Origin of the sequence: Rhodococcus sp. PSBB066, from assembly GCF_017068255.1 — a bacterium.
In the GTDB taxonomy this organism is placed as follows: domain Bacteria; phylum Actinomycetota; class Actinomycetes; order Mycobacteriales; family Mycobacteriaceae; genus Rhodococcus; species Rhodococcus aetherivorans.
Window position 1 is genome coordinate 5,000,624 of the sequence record NZ_CP070859.1, and the last position, 16,839, is coordinate 5,017,462.

At 71.9% G+C, this 16,839-nt stretch carries 10 protein-coding genes; 4 read left to right on the forward strand and 6 right to left on the reverse strand.

What is annotated here, in order from left to right; translation table 11 throughout:
- Positions 1 to 60 precede the first annotated feature (60 nt).
- A complete protein-coding gene (locus JYA75_RS22690) occupies positions 61 to 1,596 on the forward strand; it encodes a hypothetical protein (protein WP_168579416.1) in 1,536 nt (511 codons plus the stop codon).
- 137 nt (positions 1,597 to 1,733) lie between these two features.
- Entirely contained in the window at positions 1,734 to 2,714 is a 981-nt protein-coding gene (locus JYA75_RS22695; RefSeq protein WP_203329399.1) for a hypothetical protein, read from the forward strand.
- Positions 2,715 to 2,758: 44 nt separating this feature from the next.
- Here JYA75_RS22695 and JYA75_RS22700 read toward each other — a convergent pair whose 3' ends face one another.
- Entirely contained in the window at positions 2,759 to 3,427 is a 669-nt protein-coding gene (locus JYA75_RS22700; RefSeq protein WP_006941379.1) for an HAD family phosphatase, read from the reverse strand.
- 243 nt (positions 3,428 to 3,670) lie between these two features.
- Here JYA75_RS22700 and JYA75_RS22705 point away from each other — a divergent pair, with 243 nt between their 5' ends.
- Positions 3,671 to 4,810, forward strand: a complete 1,140-nt coding sequence (locus JYA75_RS22705; protein ID WP_168580546.1) for a patatin-like phospholipase family protein — start codon at positions 3,671 to 3,673, stop codon at positions 4,808 to 4,810.
- Between the two features lie 104 nt (positions 4,811 to 4,914).
- Here the strand turns inward: JYA75_RS22705 and JYA75_RS22710 are convergent, their stop codons facing one another.
- From JYA75_RS22710 to JYA75_RS22730, 5 genes are all read right to left on the reverse strand, one after another.
- Positions 4,915 to 5,961: a zinc-dependent alcohol dehydrogenase family protein gene (locus tag JYA75_RS22710; protein ID WP_203329400.1), complete on the reverse strand. Its 1,047-nt coding sequence runs from the start codon at positions 5,959 to 5,961 to the stop codon at positions 4,915 to 4,917.
- Between the two features lie 115 nt (positions 5,962 to 6,076).
- Entirely contained in the window at positions 6,077 to 6,499 is a 423-nt protein-coding gene (locus JYA75_RS22715) for a hypothetical protein (RefSeq protein ID WP_168579415.1), read from the reverse strand.
- Between the two features lie 225 nt (positions 6,500 to 6,724).
- Positions 6,725 to 7,903: a hypothetical protein gene (locus JYA75_RS22720; RefSeq protein ID WP_168579414.1), complete on the reverse strand. Its 1,179-nt coding sequence runs from the start codon at positions 7,901 to 7,903 to the stop codon at positions 6,725 to 6,727.
- A gap of 70 nt (positions 7,904 to 7,973) precedes the next feature.
- Positions 7,974 to 9,827: an acyl-CoA thioester hydrolase/BAAT C-terminal domain-containing protein gene (locus tag JYA75_RS22725; RefSeq protein ID WP_168579413.1), complete on the reverse strand. Its 1,854-nt coding sequence runs from the start codon at positions 9,825 to 9,827 to the stop codon at positions 7,974 to 7,976.
- 53 nt (positions 9,828 to 9,880) lie between these two features.
- Entirely contained in the window at positions 9,881 to 10,333 is a 453-nt protein-coding gene (locus JYA75_RS22730; protein WP_006946883.1) for a GyrI-like domain-containing protein, read from the reverse strand.
- Positions 10,334 to 11,178: 845 nt separating this feature from the next.
- Between JYA75_RS22730 and JYA75_RS22735 the strand changes: the two genes are divergently transcribed.
- Positions 11,179 to 16,692: a carboxyl transferase domain-containing protein gene (locus JYA75_RS22735; protein WP_203330215.1), complete on the forward strand. Its 5,514-nt coding sequence runs from the start codon at positions 11,179 to 11,181 to the stop codon at positions 16,690 to 16,692.
- Positions 16,693 to 16,839 lie beyond the last annotated feature (147 nt).

Genomic DNA, 16,839 nt, shown 5'->3' on the forward strand with positions numbered 1-16,839 from the left:
CCGGCGCCGGGCACCGGCGCACCCCCTAGATTCGAGGTAGTCGGCGACGGGAGCCCGCGAGTGCGAGAGGGACGGTGGAGGCGGTGGTGGCCGCTCGCGGCCGCGGCGGCGCTCGTCGTGCTCCTCGCCGCGACGAACGCGGTCCCGACCTGGCCGGGGCTCATCCACCTGGTGGCGCTGCCGCCGCTGGATCAATTCACCGACCTGCGGATCCTGCTGTCGCAGGCATCGTCGTGGCCGGCGTTCCTGGTGTTGCTCGCCGGGGTGGCCGCAGCCAGGGTGGCGCTCATGGCGTGGCTCCTGGGCGGCCTCGACGCCCGCCGCCTGCGCTTCGCGGCCCTGTTCTACACGGTCGCGTTCGGGCCGGTGCTGCTGGCGGCGTTCGCCGACGCCACCGCCTCCGCGGTCCTGTACTCCCGGCTGTTCTGGCCCGCCGTCGCCCTGATCGGGGTGCTGGTGCTCACGCTCGGCCCGGTGCCGTGGCAGGGCGGATCCCGGTTGCGCGCGGCCGTCGCGCTGACCTGGCGGCGGGGGCTGCGCGTCGAGGTGATGCTGCCGTACTGCGCGGTGATCCTGGCGCTGGGTGCCGTGGCCGAACTGGTCCCGGTCCTGACCGTGCCGCTCGTCCCGGTCTCGGCCGTCGCGACCGGCCTGGCGATCCGGGCGATGGGCCGCCCGGCGCTGCGCCGGCCGGGGGCGGTCCTGACCGCGCTCGTCGCGGTGCTCGCCGCCGCGTCGCTCGTATTCGTCGCGACCCGCGGGTACGACGAGCCGGAACCCGGCCCGCCGCAGCCGGGTTCGCTGTTGATCCTGTCGGGGATCAACTCGGCGTCGGGGCGGGGCGCGATCCACGCGACGGACGTGCACCGCCTCGGTTACCGCTGCGAGCAGGTGTACTACTTCTCGTATGCCGGACCGGGCGACGGGCAGCCGCAGCGAGACGCGACCTGCCCGATCCGCACGGGTGCCCCCTACGAGCCGAGCGACACCCAGCGTCCGTTCCACGAGCAGGTCGATCTGTTCGTCGAGCAGGCGTCCGCGCTGCCTCGTCCGCTGGTGGTGGCCGCGCATTCGCACGCCGTGTGGGTGGTGTGGGAGGCCGTCGCCACCGGACGGGTCGACGTCGATGCGCTGCTGCTGGTCGGCCCGTTCCCGAGCACCCCGACCGGCTATCCCCCACCGCACGTGAACGCGCCCGGCCGCGTCTTCGGCGACCTGCTGCGTGCCGCCGCTCCGGCCACCGACCTGGTCCGGTTCCACTTCGACCCGGACACCCCCGCCGCGCGGGAACTGCTCGGCACGGCGGGAGCCGCGGAATCCATCCTCGCTCAGCCACTTCCCGCAACGGTACGAGCAACGAGCCTCCCCGCGGCCACCGATCTGCCCCTGATGCCGGACGACTGGCGGCTCGACGTCGAGCGAAACGGGTGCCCGGCCCGCGTCGCCCACCCGTACCTGCCCAGATCGGCGGCATTCGAGGACGCGGCGATCCGCTTCCTGAACGGGCGGCCTCCCCCACGGTGCCCGCCGTGGCGGGACTGGGGTGCCGTACTCGTGCGGCCGTTCGGGGTGCCGGCCGGGCAGGCTCTGCGATGATCCCGAATTCCCCGGCGACGATCGCCGCCGAGGGGGATATTCGGAGGAGGCCACCACCGGTAACGAACGCGGCATCGCCGGAAGCAGCGCGGTGCTCACGACCCACGACTGCCACCACCAACGACTGCGGAGTACCCATGACACTGCTTCCCCGCCCCGGTCTGTCGACGATCGTGACGGTTGCCACCGCTGCACTACTGTCCGTGTCGATGCCGCCGAACGCGCTGGCCTTCGCGCCCGACATCCACGGCGCGATCCTGCGTGCAGCGCTGCCCCCGGCCACCACCGACGGGGGCGTCGACGACCCGGCGCTCGCCGAGATCACCGGAAGCCTCCTCACCGGCACCGGCAACGAAGGCAGCGACCTGTTCCAGGGCGACGCCTTCCGGCACTTCGACAACGCCGCGCGACCGGCGGACGTCTGCGACCGTGCCCGGGACGCGTGGAACTTCTTCGTGCCCGCCGTGATCGCCGGTGCGCAACCCACCGGCCCGCCGGAGTTCCGCACCTCCGCGAACGGCTTCGCGGCCCGCAGCGCCTTCGGCGGCCTGACCCACGCACTCGCCGACTTCTACTCCCATTCGAACTGGGTCGAGCTGGCCGTCGGCACGGATCGGGCACCGGGGCTCGCTCCGATCTTTCCGACGTGCGCTCCCGCCGCTCTTCCGGCCGGACTACACACCGGATACTTCGAGCTGACCCCGGCGAACGGCCTCGACGGCTGCCCGAGCGGTCCACCCGCTCCCCCGGCCGGGTCGTCCGTCCCACCGGCCGAGGGCCCGCCCGCCCCGCCCGCCCCGTTCGAGGAGTGTCACCTGACCCTGAACAAGGACGATCCGGGCACGCTCCGCGGTCGTGAGCCGGTCCCCGGATATCCCGGCACGACGTATCACCAGCTCGCGGTGCAGCTCGCCGTCGAACACACCACCGCGCTGTACCGGGAGGTCCGCGGTCTCGTCGCCGGTTCCGTCCCCGCCGGTGTCGACGGCGAGTGCGTCGCCGACAACCTGTTCCGGGCCGCGCAATTCGCACCCTGCGCGGTCCCGGCTCCCACTCCCGTTCTTCCCAAACGTGTTTCGGGTCAGCCGGTCGGCGGTCCGCCGAGTCCGCCGGCATAGGGGCGAGACCGGCTGCACCGGGGCAGGGCCCCGACATCCACCTCTCACCTCATCGCTGCCACCGCGGCCGGGGTGAGACTGTCCAAGCCGGGCAGCACGAGTCCTGCGAGGGCGAGCGCATCCGGGTCGGGTGGGTACCGGGGATGGGGAATCGCGATCACCCGCATGCCGGCCGACGCCGCCGACCGCAGCCCGTTGCTGGAATCCTCCACCGCCGCACACCGAGCCGGGTCCATCCCGAGTCGCTCGGCCACCGTCAGGTAGATGTCGGGTGCCGGCTTCCCACGCGCCACACCTTCGGTGGACAACGCCACGGTGAACACGTCTCCCAGCGCTGCGGCGTCGAGCACGCCGTCGATCAGAGCCTGCGGGGACGAGCTGGCCAGCCCGAGCGGCCACCGCGCCGCCATCGCGCGCACCGCCTCGACCGCACCCGGAATCAGCGGCAGCCGGTCGGCGTAGCGAGCGCCCATGCGATCGATGACCAGCGCTGCCACGTCGTCGGGCGGCAGGTCGACACCGAGACCGTCGCTGAGATACCTCGACCACTCCGGGGTACTCATGCCCATCAATCGGCTCTGCGCGTCGGCAGTCCACCGACCCCCGTGCTCGGCCACGACCTGCCGGCGCACCTGCTCCCACAGCGGTTCGGAGTCGACCAGCACACCGTCCAGGTCGAACACCACCGCTTCCACACCGCCGATATCGGACACAGGCCCAGTCTCGGCCACACTCGTCCGCAGGCACGACACCGACACGCAACCGATCGGCGGACGGATCCGGCGCCCCCGGCCGGATGCCCGTGAGCGCTGCCGACGGGGCGAGGATGTGCTCGTCGCGCCCCTCGTCCGCCTCCTGCGGATCACGCATTCGGCGCCGCACCGGCGCGTATCGTTCTCCGATGTACGCACGTGCTCGTCGTGAGGGGGACGACCGTGAGCGAAACCGTAGGTCTGGTGGTATCCGGCGCGGGCGCCCGGGGCGCGTACGAGGCCGGAGCTATCGCATCGCTGCTGCCGCACCTGCCGAGGTCGGAGCACCCCCCGATTCTGGTGGGAACCAGCGCCGGCGCACTGAACGTCGTCGCGTTGGCCGCCTTCGCCGGGGACGGGTACAAGGCCGCAACCCACAGGATCGTGAGCCTGTGGTCGACGGTGGGACTGGACGACGTCTTCGGCCCCGTGGGGACGCTGGTCGGCACGGGCCTGCGCTACCTCGGTCAGGCCGCCGGTCTGGACGTCACGCTACCGAGCCTTCTCGACACCGAGCGCATGCACGACCTGCTGGACTCTCTCATCTGCTGGGAGGACCTGCACGCCAACATCCGCAGCGGCGCCATCGGGGCGGTCGCGGTGACCGCAACGTCGGTCGCCACCCGCGGCACCGTGGTCTTCGTCGAGAAGCACTCGTCTGTGCCGCTACCTCCCTACGACGAACATCGCAACATCACCTACGTCGAAACGGAACTGACCGTCGAGCACGTGCTGGCATCGGCGGCGGTGCCGGTGCTGTTCCGGCCCGTCCGGGTCACCGAACCGGCGGCGTGGGCAGGCTGGTACGCCGACGGCGGTCTGCAGCTCAACACCCCGCTGAAACCGGCCCTCGCCTTCGGCGCGGACACCCTCGGAGTCGTCGCGACCCAGCCGCGGCACTGGATCGAACGGCCTGCCGCCGACCTCGTGCCCGGCGACGAGGAACCGCCCGACGTATTCGGTGCCGCCGCGCTGATCCTGCGCGCCCTCCTCTCGGACCGCATGATCGAAGACCTCCACCAACTCGAGGTCCGTAACGACCGGCTGATGCGCATCCGTGCAGCCGGAGTGGACAGCGCGGACGTGACATCGGATCGGGAGATCCGGGTGCGGTTCGCGGGCCCGTCGCTCGATCAGGCGTACGACCTCGGCCGGCTCGCGTACGACGTGTACAGCAGGAAGGCCGCGGGCGTCGGCGGTCTGCGCCATCCGTGGCTGTCGGTCCTGGGTCGCCTCGCCGGGGGAACACGCGAGGACCACGGCGACCTGCTGAGCTTCCTGCTCTTCGACCCGGACTTTACTTCCGCCGCAGCCGAACTCGGAATCGCGGCAACTCACGAATGAGCGCGGCCCGAGCGAATGTATCGCTCACCTCGGTAGTCCGACGGAACGATACATTCGCTCGCCTGTGGCGGCGCGGGTGAAGCAGCGAGCGCAGCCGCGCCAGGTTACCGGCTGCCCGTCAGCAGCACCTTGAGCGCACCGGTCTCACCCGCGCGGCCGAAGACGTCGTAGGCCTCCTCGAACTCGTCGGGTGCGAACCGGTGGGTGATCATCGGCGAGGTGTCGAGTTTGCCGCTGCGGACCAGGCCGATCAGGGTCGGCGTCGAGTAGGTGTCGACCAGGCCGGTGGTGATGGTGAGGTCCTTGATCCAGATGCTCTCCAGGTGCAGGGTGGCGGGCGCGCCGTGGACGCCGATGTTGGCGACATGGCCACCCGGCCGGACCAGCTCGACGGCCTGTTCGAACGTCGCCGGCACTCCGACGGCCTCCATGGTGACGTCGGCGCCGAGGCCGCCGGTGAGGTCGCGCACCACCGCGGCGACGTCGTCGCGCCCGCCGTTGACCACGACGTCGGCGCCGAACGCCTTGGCGGCCTCGAGGCGGCTGTCGGCGAGATCGACCGCGACGACGTGGCTCGGGCTCAGCAGCCGGGTGGCGAGGATCGCGGCAAGACCGATCGGTCCGGCGCCGACGATGACGACGACGTCGGCGGGCCGCACGCATCCGTTGAGCACGCCGACCTCGTAGGAGGTGGGCAGGATGTCGGCGAGCATGAGCATCTGCTCGTCGCTCACGCCCTCGGGTACACGGTGGGTCGAGTTGTCGGCGAACGGGACTCGCACGAGTTCGGCCTGGGTGCCGTCGATGAGGTGGCCGAGGATCCAGCCCCCGCCCCCGAGGCACTGGCCGTAGCGGCCCTCGCGGCAGAAGCGGCAGCGCCCGCACGAGGTGATGCACGAGACGAGGACCCGGTCGCCGGGCGCGAGGTTCTGCACGCCCGGCCCGACCTCGACGACGGTGCCGACGGCCTCGTGCCCGAGGATGCGCCCGTCGGTCACCTCGGGGACGTCGCCGCCGAGGATGTGCAGGTCGGTGCCGCAGATGGTGACCGCGTCGACGCGGACGATCGCGTCGGTGGGGTCCTGGATTCGGGGGTCGGGAACGTCCTCCCAGACGCGCTTGCCCGGACCGTGGAACACCAGTGCCTTCATTGCTTCGGCCCTTTCGCCGATGGGTGTCTGCCGGTCTCAGCGTCCCATCGTTCGCGCCCGTTCGGAACGGGTCCTTGGACCTCGAATCGGACGGGGGGATGTCACACCGGGTCGGTCAGTGGCCGGAGACGATCGTGAGCCGGTCCGGGGCCGCCTCGACCAGCGCCTCGGGGGTGCCGTACCCGTCGACCTCGACGACGGGTGCCCGGTCGACGGCGGCACGGACGACGGCGCCGTCGGACATGAAGACGATCAGGCCCTGCCCCGCGGTGTCGGGGAGGTTCTCCCACACGGTGCCCGTCAGGCCGAGATCCCGGTTGATCGAGCTCATCAGCAGGGGCAGCGAGAAGCGGTACATGCGGTCCCACGACCCCGGCGACAGACCGGCGTCCTCGGCCACGGAGGCGAGGGTGCGGGGTTCGCCGGTCAGCAGGACCGTGTCGAACTCCGCCTCGAGGATCGGATCGTCCTGCACCCGGACCGTGCCGCCGGACCCGCCGCAGCCGGCGACGGCGAGCACCGTCGCCGCCAGGAGCATCCCCGACCTCCGGGCCGTGCACGCCGGCACCGTGGGTCTCGGCACCGTGCATCTCGGCGCCGTGCATCTCGACACACTGCGCAGCACCCGTTCACCCCCAGTCGATTTCGCTCGAGAACGCGTGAAAGCTACAGCACCGCCCGCACGAGAAGCAGTGCCGTCGGGCGACGTCGGAATCACCGAGGAGCTGGGCTGTGACAGCCGACAATCGACGCGCGGGCGGCCTCACTCCCGCGCGGTGAGCTCCGCGATGTCGCCCCTCAGCTCCGACCGGAGCGAACCCATCAGCTCTGCCGCGATCCCGAACTGGTCGCCGACGAAGTGGGTGTTGTCGGCGGACAACTCCCGCGCTCCCGATCGGCCGATGAGGGAGTCGATCCGCTCGTCGAGGCTCGCGGTGCGTGCCTCGACCTCGGCCGTGCGCAGCTGGACCTCGGCGACGGTGAGCAGTTCGCCGATGCGGGCCAGTGCCGCCACCCGGTCGAGAAGCTGATCCCACACCGGTGCGAGCGCGGCGATGCGCGCGTCGACGGCCGCGCGAGCGGACGGCGCCGCGCGCCGGGCGTCGGAGAGTTCGGCGAGCAGGCCCCGCAACGTCACGGCGTCCACGGCGATCTGCGTCAGCTCGTCGGCGAGATCGAGCTGGGACCGCTGCACCGCGAGGTGGTCCGACCGCCAGGCCGTGGAGCCTTCGATCCGGTCGAACAGGGTGCCGGCGAGGAACAGCAGGGTGTCGTACCGGTCGACGAAGTGATCGTCGCCGTCGGGCACCTGCCGGCCGAGGGCGTCGGCGGCGCGACGTCCCACCGCGGCCGCCGCGGTGCCGTCGGACCAGCGCGTCACCCGGTCCACGGCCACGCCGAGCACGGCGCCGCGCACCTGATCGGTCGTTCTCTCGGGGATCGGCGCGGGCGTGCGCTGCAGCGCCGCGAACAGGGCGTCACGCTGGTGCGGGTCGAGGTGCACGCCGTCGCGCCGTTCCCGCCGCACGGCCCGCACGCCCTGCGCGTAGTGCCGGCCGGACACGGTGAGCGTGTAGTGGGCGTTGCGCAGCCGCTTGGCCAGCTCCCCCGCCCGGTACTCGAACACCAGCCGGGCGGCGCCGGGGCGCAGGTCGGCGGCTCGCACCGTGAGGCGGGCGTGCTCGTCCGTGAGATGGCGCAACGCGCCGAACCCGCCGAGCGTGGGCAGGCCGCGGCCGATCCGGCGGCGCCGGGCCAGGATGTCGCGGGTCTCGTCGTCGAGGTGGCCGGCGGCCAGGCAGAGAGCGGCGGCGTCCGACAGCGGGGCATGCCGGCCGTCGAGCCGGTGCTGCTCGCACCAGCGGCGCACCTGCGCGGCCATCCGCTCGCGGCGCTGCGCGGCCGGTTCGAACCCGACCGGGAACTGCGGGTCGTCGGACATCGGGACCTCCTCGTGGCGTCCGGACCCCTCCACTGTTCCAGAAAACCCGGGACCGCGACGGGAGCGCCGGTCAGGCGAGGAACTCGGTGACGGCGTCGACCGCGGCGCGCTGGGCCCTGCCCTGCCCGGCCGGGGTGCCGCCGAAGGCGATGCCACCGCTCCACTGGGCGTCGCCGGGGAACATACCGAGGCGGATCAGGTGGCCGGCGCCGTCGACGGACAGGTGCCGGTCGCGACCGTCGCCGCGCCGGGCGAGCAGGGCGCCCGCCATGTCCGTGGACGGCCACAGCTGGTCGTCGGTGCCGGTGATGCACAGGATCGGGGCGTCGATCTTCTCGGACCGCAGGTGGGCGGGGTCGGGCGCGTCGCGCAGTCCCGCGCGGTAGGCGTCGGACAGCCGCAGCAGCGACGGCCGGTGCCGGGCGACGTCGCGGCCGGCGCGCCAGGCGTTGCGGATCATCTGCGGCATCAGCGCGGAGCTGGGCAGCGGTGCCCAGGGCTGTGGCGCGCCGCCCAGGGTCCACGACGGAGTGTCCGGGATCTCCCCGTCCGGCCCGAGTCCCTGCCACGAGACGGAGCTGGGGCTGACGAGCACCAGCGCCCGCAGCGACGTGCCGTCGGCCGCGACGGCGGCGAGAAGGCCTTCGGCGCCCCGGGAAATGCCCACGGCGGCAACGTTGTCGGTGTCGATCTCGGGCAGGGCGGCGAGGTGGCGCAGCGCGCCGGTGAAGCGCTCGAGCGGTACGGACGCGACCTCGGTGTTCTCGTCGAGCCACGAGTAGGCGAGGGCGACGTGGCCGTGGGAGGCGAGGGCAGCGATGGTGGCGCGCTGGGAATCGACGCCGCCCTCGGATCCGCCGACGCACAGCACCGCCGGCCATCCGCGCAGCGGAGCCGGGCCGTCCGGGCGGGCGAGCAGACCCGGCCGTCCGGCGACGTCGAGGTCTTCGACGGTCACGCCGGGCGCGGCGTCGGTGCGGATCACCGTGCGTCGCGTGGTGTGCGGGCCGTCGGTGACGGTGAGCGTGACCGGCCACCGGCCGGGCGGGGGGACGAACAGGTCGGGTACGCGGTCGGGCTCGTCGAACCGCATGTCCCACAACGGTTCGTCGACGACGTCGACGCTGCCGTCGTAGCTGCGGTGCGACCGCCAGCGGGCGCCGGACATGTCGGCGCCCTCGGCGGTGACGGTGATCGTCGCGTCGGGCCGCGACCCGGCGAGGGTGAGGCGGAACGGCTCGTCGTGCCGCGACTGGCGCGGTACGACGAGGTGCACCCGGGGCGAGTCGAGGTCCGGGGGTGGTGCCGTCGGGGACGCGGGTTCGGGGCTCGGGTTGGCGGTGGCGGCGAGCGCGGACTTCGTGTCGAACCACTTGGGAAACAGGGCCGAAACCAGTCCGGCGGCACCCAGGACGACGAAGGGGACGACCCAGTAGCCGACGACGGAGAGCGCGTCGGTCTCGTCGCGGACGGTGGCGGAACCGTCGACGATCGGCGGGATCAGCGAGGACACGGTCATCACGGCGAACGCGGCGGCCCACATCCACGTCATCGCGGTGGTGATGTACCGGAAGCCGCCGGATGCCGCGGTCGCGGGATCGACTGTCTCGACGGCGTATTCGCGCACGAACGGTCGTCCGGCGAGGATGCCGCCGAGGACGACGAGCAGCAGTCCGAGATTGCCGACCGGCTGCAGCCAGCGTTCGAGGACGGCGTCGTCGAGCGTGAGCGCGGCGATCAGCAGCAGCGCGAAGACGACGACGGTGCCGACGTCGAGGGAGCGCCAAGGCTTTCCGCGCACCCGCTGTACGAGGGGGCCGGCGGCGGCGAGCGCGAGGGCGGCGGCCACGGCGGTGACGAACCCGGTGTTGCCGACGAGGATCCAGTACACAATCCACGGCGCGAATCCGACGACGAGGGACATTCGCGGATTGTCTCCCGCCTCCCGCCGCCGTGGGGGTGCTTCCGCGATACGCCTCAGGAGTTCACGGGAACGAAGATCACGGTTCGCACTTCCTCGGCGGGGGTGCCCGGCGGGCTCCAGTACTCCTCCCACGCGGTGCTCAGGTCGAGGTCGTGCCCCTCGCGGGCGGCCCAGGCGGCGAGGGCCTCGTAGGTGTGCTCGAGCGTGTCGTAGGGACCGAGGTGGGTCTCGGTCGCGACCTGGCCGGCGGGCAGGTCGATCGGGACCACGTGGCCGTCGCCGTCGATCCGGGTGGCGACCTCGAAGCCGGCGGCGCCGTCGAAGCCCTCCCTGGTGAAGTTGCGGTAGTACGCGACGGCCGGGCCGGCCGGCGACGTGCCCGCGCCGGCCAGGTACTGCTCGACGGCGCCGTACGCCTCGCCGAGGTGCTCACCGATGTGCGCCACGTCGGTGCTGAACTCCACGGCGGCCAGATGCCTGGCCGGTGCGTGCACGATCTCGGGCATGCGTCCTCCCCTGTCGAAGCCTGGGGCCACGATAGGCGATTCACACTGCCGATTCGTGAACTTCCGGAGACATCGAGCGCCCGGGCTGTGCGGGGGTTGCCGGCGGCCGAATGTCACATCCGGTCGATGCAATCGAATCGATGTGACATTCGGCCCGCACACACGAGCGCTCCGACTACCGTGACAATCGTCACAGCACCGGCCGGACCGCAGCGACCCTCGTCGCGGCGGCGCGACGGGTCCCGCAGCCGGCGGCCCGTGTCCGCTTCGACCCGTTCGCGGCGTCGATGCCGGTCCGATGCTGGACAATTCACGTAGCCGACGGCGCTCGCGGACCCGACATCGTGCCGCGCGAAAGACCAACGGCCCGAATGTTACTGCCCGGTGTTACCCGGCGGTATTCCCGGGCCCGCCGAGGCCCGGCCCCGGAATCGTCCCCCATTTCGATCGTAATCGACTGTCCGCCAGCGGTTCCCGCGCGCGAGGCGGAGAGGGAGCGGCAAACCCCGCCCTGCCGACCACAAAACGTGACAAACCCTCATGTTTCCTTCATGCTGTTAGCGGAAGGATCGTCCCCACCGGGGGGGCACTCGGCCGTCGACGACGACGGTCCGCGGGACGAGGCCGACCGCCTGTCCGCCGACACCCAGGCATCCGCCGGGCCAGTCGGTGCACACGTCCGCACGCATACGCCGACACGAGGAGCCGACCGATACATGTTCTTGCTCGCGTTATCAACCCGTGACGCGGGCCTCGACATCGGTTAACTTTTTTCACTCACTGGCGAGAAGCTTCGACGAGCGTCGCACGAGCGCGCACAAACCTGGAGAACGGTGGCAACGAGTATGTTCAAACGGATCGCGGTGGTCAACCGAGGTGAGGCGGCAGTACGCCTCATCAGAGCAGTCCGGGAGCTCAACTCCGAGCACGGCTACGACATCAAGACGATCGCCCTGCACACCGAGGCCGAGCGGCGGGCCATGTTCGTCCGCCAGGCCGACGAGGGCGTCACCCTGCGGCCGTCCACCACGGCCGCCACCCCCTACCTCGATCACGCCGAACTCGAGCGCGCCCTCCTCGAAGCGAAGGCCGACGCCGTGTGGGTCGGCTGGGGCTTCGTGGCCGAGGATCCCGCCTTCGCCGAGGTCTGCGCCCGCCTGAACATCACCTTCATCGGCCCGTCGGCCGAGGCCATGCGCCTGCTCGGCGACAAGGTCGAGGCCAAGCTGCTCGCCGAGAAGGTCGGCGTGCCCGTCGCCCCGTGGTCGGGCGGACCGGTCGAGACCCGCGCCGACGCGCGCCGGCACGCCCAGGCCATCGGCTACCCGCTGATCATCAAGGCCCGTTCCGGCGGCGGCGGCCGCGGCATCCGCAAGGTGTACTCCGAGGACGAGCTCGAGCTCGCCCTCGAGCGCACCCAGGGCGAGGCCGAGCGCTCGTTCGGCGATCCCGTGGTGTTCATCGAGCGTCTCGTCACCGACGCCCGCCACGTCGAGGTCCAGGTCATCGCCGACGGTCACGGCAACGTCTGGGCGCCGGGCGTGCGCGACTGCTCCATCCAGCGCAAGAACCAGAAGGTCATCGAGGAGTCGGCCTCGCCGCTGCTGACCAAGGAGCAGGCCGACCACCTGCGCGCGGTCTCCGCGGACCTCGTGCGCGCCGCCGGGTACTGCGGCGCCGGCACCGTCGAGTACCTGTACCAGCCGGACCTGAAGATCTTCACCTTCCTCGAGGTCAACACCCGCCTGCAGGTCGAGCACCCCATCACCGAGGCCACCACCGGCATCGACCTGGTCAAGCTGCAGATCCTGGTGGCCTCCGGGGAGAAGCTGCCCGGCGACTGCCCGCCCGAGTTCGGTCACGCCGTCGAGGCCCGGCTCAACGCCGAGGACGCCGACAACGGTTTCGCCCCCGCCCCCGGCTCCGTGCAGCTGCTCAAGTTCCCGCTCGGGTCCGGCCTGCGCGTCGACACCGGCATCGCCCAGGGCGACGTCATCCCGCCGGACTACGACTCGATGGTTGCCAAGATCATCGCGTGGGGCCGCGACCGCGACGAGGCCCTGGCCCGCCTGCGCACCGCGCTGCGCGAGACCACCGTCGTCCTCGACGGCGGCACCACCACCAAGTCGTTCCTGCTCGACCTGCTCGACCGCGAGGAGGTCATCTCCGCGTCGGCCGACACCGGCTGGCTCGACCGCACCGGAGCCGGCACCGCCACCGGTCCGTCCCGGGTGGCCGACATCGCGCTGATCGCCACGGCCGTCGACGTCTACGACGCCGAGGAGAGCCACGAGCGCGCCGCGTTCCTCACCTCCGCCCGCGGCGGCCGCCCCCGCGCCGGGCACTCGGTGGGCCGCAAGGTCGAGCTGAGCTACCAGGGCCAGGCCTACGAGCTGCTCGTCGGACAGGTCGGGCCGCACCGCTACCGCGTCGACGCCGGCAGCGGCGAACTCGAGGTGGACGTCGACCGGCTCGGGCAGTTCGAGTCCCGGCTCGTCCTCGCCGGCCGCCGCCACCACATCGTCTCGATCGCCGGCGCCACCGGCTTCCTCGTCGAGGTCGACGGCATCAGCCACCAGATCAGCCAGGACGAGGCCGGCGTCGTGCGCACCCCCGCGCCCGCCGTCGTCGTCGCGGTGCCCGTCGCCCCCGGCGACGAGGTCGAGGCCGGCCAGACGCTCGTGGTGCTCGAGTCCATGAAGATGGAGACCGCGGTGCGCGCGCCCTTCGCCGGCCGCGTCCGCGAGGTCCTCGCCGTGGTCAACTCGCAGGTCGACGCCGGTGCACCGCTGCTGCGTGTCGATCGGATCGCCGAGGAGACCGTCACCGAGACGGTCGAGCGCGTGCAGTTCCCCGCACCCGCCGCCGTCGTGACCGGCGACGCCGCGGCCGACGCGCTGGCCCGGCTCGACGCCCTCGAGGCGCTCGTCACCGGTTACGACATCTCCGGCAAGCGGACCGCGACGCTGCTCGCCGAGTACGACCGCCTGCGCGGCGAGGCCGCCGGGAACTGCGACCTGGTGCGCGCCGAGCTGGCGCTGCTCACCACGTTCGCCGACGTGTGCGAGCTCTCGCGCAACCGCCCGACGCAGGCCGAGGAGTCCAGCGACGAGCGCGTGCACAGCCCCCGCGAGCACTTCCACGGCTACCTGCAGTCCCTCGACGTCGAGGTCGGCGGCCTGCCCGAGAGCTTCCGGGCGCGGCTGTCGCAGGCGCTGCGGCACTACGACGTCACCGAGCTGGACCGCACCCCCGAGCTAGAGGAGGCCGTCTACCGGCTGTTCCTCGCGCAGCAGCGCATCGAGACGCAGGTTCCGGTGGTCTCGGCACTGCTCGAGCGGTGGCTCGAGGAGACCGAGGGACCGGCCGGCATCTCGCAGGAGCTGAACGAGGTCCTCGACCGGCTCATCGTCGCCACCCAGGTGCGCTACCCGGTGATCGGCGACGCGGCCCGCAACCTGCGCTACCGCCTCTTCGAGGAGCCGGTGATCCGCAAGGTCCGCGAGCAGGTGTACGACGGGGTGCGCGGCAGCCTCGCCCACCTCGCCGACCACCCCGGCGCCGCGGACTACGCGCAGCGCGTCGAGGCCCTGGTGGCCACCCCCGAGCCGCTGATCGACCTGCTCGCCCAGCAGATCGCCCGACCGGAAACCGTTCCGGGCCCGCTGCTCGAGGTCATCACCCGCCGCGCCTACAAGATCCGCACGCTCGAGCAGGTGCAGTCCGAGGTGCGCGGCGGCCGGCAGTTCGTCACCGGCAACTTCGATCTGCGCGGCACCCGCCTGTACCTGATCTCCACCGAGGCCCGGCACGCCGAGCTCGAGGCGGCCCTGGACACCGTCGAGGAGTCGGCGCGCACCCTGCCCGGCACCGACAACCTGGTGGTCGACCTGTACCTCGCGTGGGACAACGCCCCCGCCGACGCCGACGCGCAGGCCGAGGCGCTGCGCGCGGTGCTGGCCGGCCGTGAGGTCGCCACCGCCGCCCGCCGGGTCACGGTGACGGTGTGCCACACCGACCGCGCCGAGGAGCACGTCTTCACCTTCCGCCCGTTCGAGACCGGGTACGCGGAGGAAGCCAACATCCGCGACATGCACCCGCTCACCGGTCAGCGCCTGGATCTGTGGCGGCTGAAGAACTTCGTCGGCACCCGTCTGCCGTCGAACCCGGACTCGTACCTGTATCACATTGCGGCGAACGAGAATCCGTCCGACGAGCGGCTCATCGCCCTCGCCGAGGTGCGGGACCTGACCCCGCAGCGCGACGAGACCGGCACGATCGTGGGCCTGCCCGCGTTCGAGCGGGCCCTGTCGAGCTGCCTCGACGCGATCCGCCGGTCGCAGGCCGCCCGCGGCAAGCGCCGGCTCGACGCGAACCGCGTGGTGCTGTTCGTGTGGCCCGAGGTGGATCTGAGCATCGACGACCTGAAGCGGGTCAGCCGTGGGGCGGCCCCGCTCACCGTCGGCGCCGGCCTCGAGGAGATCACCGTCATCGGCTGGTGGCGTGAGACCGCGGAGGCCGAGCCCCGCGAGGTGGCGCTGCGATTCTCGTACCGCTCCGGCGCCGGCGTGGTCGTGCGGGTGACCGATCCGCCGAAGGAGCCGCTGCAGCCGCTCGACGAGTACACCCAGAAGGTCCAGCGCTCCCGCGCCCGCGGCACCGTGTACCCGTACGAGCTGATCCCGCTGCTCACCGGCAGCAAGGGCAGCTTCGTCGAGTACGACCTCGACGACTCCGGGGCGAGCGCAGCGACGGGGGGTGTCACCGGTGCCGTGGTGCCGGTGCAGCGTCCGTACGGCCGGAACAAGGCCGGTCTGGTGGTCGGGCTGGTCACCACCCCGACGCCGCGGTACCCGGAGGGCATGACCCGCGTCGCGCTGTTCGGCGATCCGACGAAGGCGCTCGGCACCGTCGCGGAGGCCGAGTGCGCCCGCGTCGTCGCCGCGATCGACCTGGCCGAGCAGCTCGGCGTCCCGGTCGAGTGGTTCGCGCTGTCCTCCGGCGCCACCATCTCGATGGAGTCCGGCACCGAGAACATGGACTGGGTCTCGCGGGCCCTGCGCCGCATCATCACCTTCACGCAGGCCGGCGGCGAGATCAACGTCGTGGTCACCGGCATCAACGTCGGCGCCCAGCCGTACTGGAACGCCGAGGCGACGATGCTCATGCACACCAAGGGCATCCTGGTGATGACCCCGGACAGTGCGATGGTGCTGACCGGCAAGCAGTCCCTGGACTACTCCGGTGGCGTGTCGGCCGAGGACAACTTCGGTATCGGCGGCTACGACCGCGTCATGGGCCCCAACGGTCAGGCGCAGTACTGGGCGCCGAACCTGTCGGCCGCGGTCGAGGTGCTCTTCGGGCACTACGAGCACGCCTACCTCGCCCCGGGCGAGCGGTTCCCCCGCAAGGCCGAGACCGTCGACCCGATCGAGCGCGACGTCCGGGTGTACCCGCACGTGCACCCGTCGAGCGACTTCACCACGGTGGGCGACATCTTCTCCGCGGAGACCAACCCGGACCGCAAGAAGCCGTTCGACATCCGCACGGTCATGCGCGCGGTGGTCGACCAGGACCACCCGGTGCTCGAGCGGTGGGCAGACATGGCCGACGCCGATACGTCGGTGGTGTTCGACGCCCATCTCGGCGGCAACGCGGTCACGGTGATCGGCATCGAGTCCCGCGCCATCGCCCGCAAGGGCTGGTTCCCCACCGACGGGCCGGACCAGTGGACCTCGGGCACACTGTTCCCGAAGTCGTCGAAGAAGACCGCGCGGGCGATCAACGCGGCGAGCGGCAACCGCCCCGTGGTGGTGCTGGCGAACCTGTCCGGGTTCGACGGCTCCCCCGAGTCGCTGCGTAACCTGCAGCTCGAGAACGGCGCCGAGATCGGCCGGGCGATCGTCAATTTCGACGGCCCGATCGTCTTCGTCGTGGTCTCCCGCTACCACGGTGGCGCCTTCGTGGTGTTCTCCGGCGCGTTGAACGAGAACATGGAGGTGCTCGCGGTCGAGGGCTCGTTCGCCTCCGTGCTCGGCGGCGCACCCGCCGCGGCGGTGGTGTTCACCCGCGACGTCAATGCGCGCACCGCGGCGGATCCGCGGATCACCGAACTCGAGGCGCAGCTCGCCGCGGCCGAGGACGGCGAGAAGGCCCGCCTGCGGGTCGAGCTGGCAACGCAGCGCACCGCGGTGCGGTCGGAGAAGCTCGGTGAGGTGGCTGCGGAGTTCGAGGCCATCCACAACATCCAGCGCGCCCAGCAGGTCGGCTCCGTGCACTCGATCATCCCTGCCGCGGACCTGCGGCCGGAGATCGTCGCCGCCGTCGAGCGAGGCATGGCGAAGGTGCTCGCGCAGTAACCGCACGATCCCCGAAGGGCCCCGCACCGGTTCGCCGGTGCGGGGCCCTTTCTTGTGCCCTCACGGGTCCGTCACCGTCTCGGCCGGCGTCCCGGGTACTTTCCCTCCCGCCGGGACGGCCGTACGTCGCCCTGCAGTCGCTGGGCG

Excerpts from the sequence above, each read along its gene's own strand:
- JYA75_RS22715 (WP_168579415.1), bottom strand. The coding sequence starts at position 6,499 with ATGCTCCTGGCGGCGACGGTGCTCGCCGTCGCCGGCTGCGGCGGGTCC.
- JYA75_RS22730 (WP_006946883.1), bottom strand. The coding sequence starts at position 10,333 with ATGCCCGAGATCGTGCACGCACCGGCCAGGCATCTGGCCGCCGTGGAG.
- JYA75_RS22735 (WP_203330215.1), top strand. The coding sequence starts at position 11,179 with ATGTTCAAACGGATCGCGGTGGTCAACCGAGGTGAGGCGGCAGTACGC.
- JYA75_RS22695 (WP_203329399.1), top strand. The coding sequence starts at position 1,734 with ATGACACTGCTTCCCCGCCCCGGTCTGTCGACGATCGTGACGGTTGCC.
- JYA75_RS22725 (WP_168579413.1), bottom strand. The coding sequence starts at position 9,827 with ATGTCCCTCGTCGTCGGATTCGCGCCGTGGATTGTGTACTGGATCCTC.
- JYA75_RS22720 (WP_168579414.1), bottom strand. The coding sequence starts at position 7,903 with ATGTCCGACGACCCGCAGTTCCCGGTCGGGTTCGAACCGGCCGCGCAG.
- JYA75_RS22710 (WP_203329400.1), bottom strand. The coding sequence starts at position 5,961 with ATGAAGGCACTGGTGTTCCACGGTCCGGGCAAGCGCGTCTGGGAGGAC.